The organism is Streptomyces sp. 8L (assembly GCF_020176795.1).
In the GTDB taxonomy this organism is placed as follows: Bacteria; Actinomycetota; Actinomycetes; order Streptomycetales; family Streptomycetaceae; genus Streptomyces.
The window spans coordinates 1-4,469 of the sequence record NZ_JAIUKE010000693.1 but is presented as its reverse complement, the minus strand read 5'-3'; the positions used below and the strand labels follow the sequence as shown (position 1 = coordinate 4,469).

The following is a 4,469-nucleotide window of genomic DNA, read 5'->3' as shown; positions in this document are numbered from 1 at the left end:
GTCCCCGCCCGGGTCAGCGAGAAGCATGACCGGGGCGGGGACACGGGGCGGGTGCGGGCGTCCGGCGGGTGGGAACCGCGGCCCGTCAGCTCTGCGTGCCGCTCGCCCGGCGACGCAGGAGCCATACCCCGCCCACGGCGGACCCGGCCAGAACGGCCGACCCCACCGCGACTTTGGGGACATCGATGTGCACACTGCCGCCGACCCCGGTGTCCACGTGGCCGTGCGGTATCCCGGTCGGCGGCCCGGCCGGCCGCCCCCCCCCCGCGGCGCCGGGGGCCCCCGGGGGGGGGCCCGGGGGGGGCGGGCCCCCCCCCCGGCCCCCCCGCCGCCCCCGGGGGCCGCGCCCCCCCCCCCCGGCCCCCCCCCCCCCCCCCCCCCCCCCCCCCGGGGGCCCCGGGGCGGGGGGGGCCCCGGGGCGGGGCCCCCCCCCCCCGGCCCCGCGCGCCGGCGGCGCCGGACCCGGCGGAGGCGCCCTGATGCTGCGGATACCCGCCCTGGGACGGCCGGCCGGAGCCCTGCGGGTACCCGCCCTGGGACGGCTGGTCCGAGCCCTGCGGATACCCGTCCTCGGACGGCCGGTCCGCCCCATCCGTCGGCTGGACCGCCCCATCCGTAGCCCCGTCCCCGGCCGGCTGATCCGAGCCCTGCGGATTTCCGTCCCCGGCCGGCTGGTCCGAGCCCTGTGCGTACCCGTCCTGGGACGGCTGGTCCGAAGGGCCCGCGCCGCTCAGCGGCCCGGCCTCGTCCAAATCCTCTGTCTGCGGCGCTCCCTCGGGTGCCTCGGCCTGTTCGGGCTGCCCCTGCGTGAGTTCCGTGGCGGCCGGGGCGGGCCCCGGCGGCGTGGGCCGGAAGGGTACGGCCCCGCCCGCCGCGTTCGCGGCGCCGTGGGCCGCGGCATCCGCGGTGACCAGGGCGCCGGTGGCGGCGGGCACGCGGTTGAGCGCCGGCGCACCGGAGCCGGCCGCGAGCGCGGGCGACGTGCTCGCGGCGACCACGCCGAGCGAGGCAGCCGCCAGCGCGGCGCCGGCCACCAGTCGGGCGGTGCGGACGGTCCTGGGCATGCTGTCCTCCGGGAAGGCGGCGTCTGTCCTCTCCAGAGGTAAGGCGTGCGGGCGCCTCCGCGCCTGCTGAGGGCGCGTCAGATCACCGCCGCAGGGACGCTGCGGCGCCGGGAGCGCCTGGCATCGCCGCAGTTCAGCGCGGAACCCCCGACCGAGGGCCGGCACACCGCACGGCTCGCGCCGAACGGGTGACGCGCCGTGCGCCCGCTGACAGGATGGATGCGACGACGCCCTCTCAGCCTCTCCGTCTGCTCGTCCTCTCTATTCCCGAAGGAGCCCGCCGTTGTCCGCCCCCGGAGCGCCGCGTCCGGCCGTCCCGGAACCGGTCGGCACCGTGACCGGACGCCCGTTCTTCGTCTACGGCACGCTCCGCGACGGCGGCCACAACCACGGCCTCCTGCTGCGCGGCAGGACGGCGGGGCCCCCGGTCCCGGCCGTCCGGCCGGGCGCGGCGCTCTACGAGGGCCCGGGTTACCCGTACGCGGTCCTCGACGCGACCGGCCCGGCCGGCGTGAACGGCGCGCCCGGTGTGAACACGGGCGGCGCTGCGGTCGGTGAGCTCGTGACCGCCGCGCCGGGCACGTACGCCCGTCTGCTCGCCGCACTGGACGGCCTGGAGGGCTACAGCGCGCCCGGCGCCCCGGACAACCTGTACGAGCGGGTGAGCCGTCCGGTCCGCGCGGACTCCGGCAGCACGGTCATGGCCTGGGTCTACGTCGCCCCGCCGGGCCTCGCGGGGGAGCTGCGCGCGCACGGCCGCCGCGTCCCGGGCGACGACTGGGGCCCCCGCCTCTGACACCGGAGAGCGGGGCTGACGACGGAGGGCGACGGCGGGCGAGGGAGGGCGACGGCGGGCGAGGGAGGCCACTGCCCTTGACGCCGGGGCCCGGGGCCCGCGACTCGCGACTCGCGGCCCGCCGTGCTCCGGTCACCGCGCCGACGGCGCCCGCCGCGCCCCGGCCCGGGACGCCAGCGCCCGCTCCACGCCGTCCTCCTTCGGGCCGAGGAACGTCGGAGACGGCCTGAACACCGCGTCCAGGGACGCCTTGTCCGCCGCGAAGACCTCACGCGTCTCGCCGTAGTACCAGGTCACGTCGTGCGGTTCGGCCACCGGGACGCCGTACGCCTCGACGCCCGCCGCCGCGCACAGCGCCAGCGCACGCGTCACATGGAAGCCCTGGGTCACCAGCACCGCCCGCCGTACGCCGAAGATCCTCTTCGCCCGTGCGCACGAGTCCCAGGTGTCGAAGCCCGCGTAGTCGTCCACGACGCGCGTGCGCGGCACTCCGTGCCCGGTGAGATAGGACCGCATCGCGTCCGGCTCGTCGTAGCCCTTCGTGCTGTTGTCGCCGGTGACGAGGACCACCTTCACCTTCCCCGCCCGGTACAGCCGCACCGCCGTGTCCAGCCGATGCGCCAGGTACGGCGTGGGGCTGCCGTTCCGCAGGCCCGCGCCGAACACCACCGCGACGTCCGTCGCCGGTACGTCCGCCACCGTACGGACCCGGCCGTCCGCCGACAGATGCAGCCAGGCGGCGGGCGCGAGCGCCAGCGCGCACACCGCCATCACCGCCTGCGTCAGCCGCCGCCGTCCTCGCCGTGTCCGCAGCCCGTTCCGCACCGTGCGGGCCGTCCGTCCCGCACGCGACCCGGCTCCTGATCGCACCGCCCCGTCCCTTCCACGGCAGCCGCCTTCCGCCGCGGCCCCCGGGCCCCCCCCCCGCGGCGCGCGCCGTCCGCCCGCCAGTGTCCCGCGCCTCCGTCCCTTCCCCAGACGCGCCACGCACCGGGGCGGTTCGCTCGCCGCCACCCGTGACCTCCGGCAGGACGGCGGTCCACCGGACCGGACCGGACCGGCCGGGCCGGGCCGCGGCGGCGGGGAGGCTTGCGGACCGGTGGGCCGACCGGCGGCACCGGGAGGGACGCCGCTTTCGCGTGCGCTCCGGTTACCGTCGGAACCATGGCAGGCACCCCCGGGTCCACCCCGCCCCACCTCTCCTCCGACGGTTCCCCCGCCGGCGTTCCCGGCGGCCGCTACGGCTCCGCCGACACCGCCCGCTGGGTCGCCGAGCCCGACAAGCGTCCCGGCCGTACCGCGTTCCAGCGCGACAGGGCGCGCGTCCTGCACTCCTCTGCCCTGCGCAGGCTGGCCGGAAAGACCCAGGTCGTCACGCCTGGCGCACCCGGCGAGGAGTGGGACGCCAGCCCACGCACCCGGCTCACCCACTCCCTCGAATGCGCCCAGGTCGGCCGCGAACTCGGCGCGGCCCTCGGCTGCGACCCCGACCTGGTCGAGGCGGCCTGCCTCTCGCACGACATGGGCCACCCGCCCTTCGGCCACAACGGGGAGCGTGTTCTGGACGAGTTCGCCGCGGACTGCGGCGGATTCGAGGGCAACGCGCAGTCCCTGCGGCTCCTGACCAGGATCGAGCCGAAGCGGTTCGCCGCGCCCGGCGCCCCGCAGTCCGGTGTGGGCCTCAACCTGACCCGTGCCGCGCTGGACGCCGCCACCAAGTACCCCTGGCCGCGAGGCGCCGCCGAGGCAGCCGCGGCGGGCCGGTCCGGGGGGCTCAAGTTCGGTGTGTACGAGGACGACCTGCCGGTCTTCGCGTGGGTGCGCGAGGGCGCCCCCGCCGGACGGACGTGCTTCGAGGCGCAGGTCATGGACTGGTCGGACGATGTGGCGTACTCCGTCCACGACTTCGAGGACGGCCTGCACGCCGGGTACATCGTTCCGGCGGCCCTGGCCCCGCGCGCCGAGCGGGACGCGATCTGGGCCGTGGCGCTGGGCCGTTACACGGACCCGGGCACCGATCCCGCGGAACTCTCCGCCGCCCTCGACCGCCTGATGGCGCAGGAGTGGTGGCCGCACGCCTACGACGGCTCGGCGCTCGCGCAGGGCAGGCTCAAGGACGCCGCGAGCGAACTCATCGGCAGGTTCTGCCTCGCCGCCGAGACCGCGACGCGCGCCGCGTACGGCCCGGGGCCGCTGACCCGGTACGGCGCCCGCCTCGTCGTCCCGCGCCCGGCCCGCCTCGAATGCGCGGTGCTCAAGGCGGTGGCCGACCGGTACGTCATGCAGCGCCCCGAGCAGGAGGTGATCCGCGCCGACCAGCGGGTCGTACTCGCCGCACTGGCGCACACCCTCGTCGACCGTGCGCCGTACGGCCTGAACCCGCAGTTCCGCGCGCTGTTCGAGGCCGCGCCGGACGACGCGGCACGCAAACGCGCCGTCGTGGACCAGATCGCCTCCCTCACGGACGCCGCCGCCCGCGCCCTGCACGCCCGGGGCACCGCCCCGCGATGCGCCGGCGCGAGGGCGCCGCGGGGCCGGCGCCGCCCCCCGACCCGGCAGCTCCGACCCGGCCGCCCCGAGGTGTCGAGAGCCCGGGCCCGCTCCGGCCC

At 78.0% G+C, this 4,469-nt stretch carries 3 protein-coding genes; 2 read left to right on the top strand and 1 reads right to left on the bottom strand.

Going from position 1 to position 4,469, the window contains the following annotated elements; all coding sequences use genetic code 11:
* The first annotated feature begins 1,347 nt into the window (after positions 1-1,347).
* Positions 1,348-1,860, top strand: coding sequence for a gamma-glutamylcyclotransferase family protein (locus tag LCE31_RS37280; protein WP_263632754.1), 513 nt, complete (start codon positions 1,348-1,350; stop codon positions 1,858-1,860).
* Between the two features lie 132 nt (positions 1,861-1,992).
* Here the strand turns inward: LCE31_RS37280 and LCE31_RS37275 are convergent, their stop codons facing one another.
* On the bottom strand, positions 1,993-2,631 hold the full coding sequence (locus LCE31_RS37275; RefSeq protein ID WP_225022498.1) for a SanA/YdcF family protein: 639 nt from the start codon (positions 2,629-2,631) through the stop codon (positions 1,993-1,995).
* Between the two features lie 393 nt (positions 2,632-3,024).
* Between LCE31_RS37275 and LCE31_RS37270 the strand changes: the two genes are divergently transcribed.
* A partial coding sequence (locus tag LCE31_RS37270) for a deoxyguanosinetriphosphate triphosphohydrolase (RefSeq protein WP_225022497.1) occupies positions 3,025-4,469 on the top strand: 1,445 nt, incomplete at its 3' end.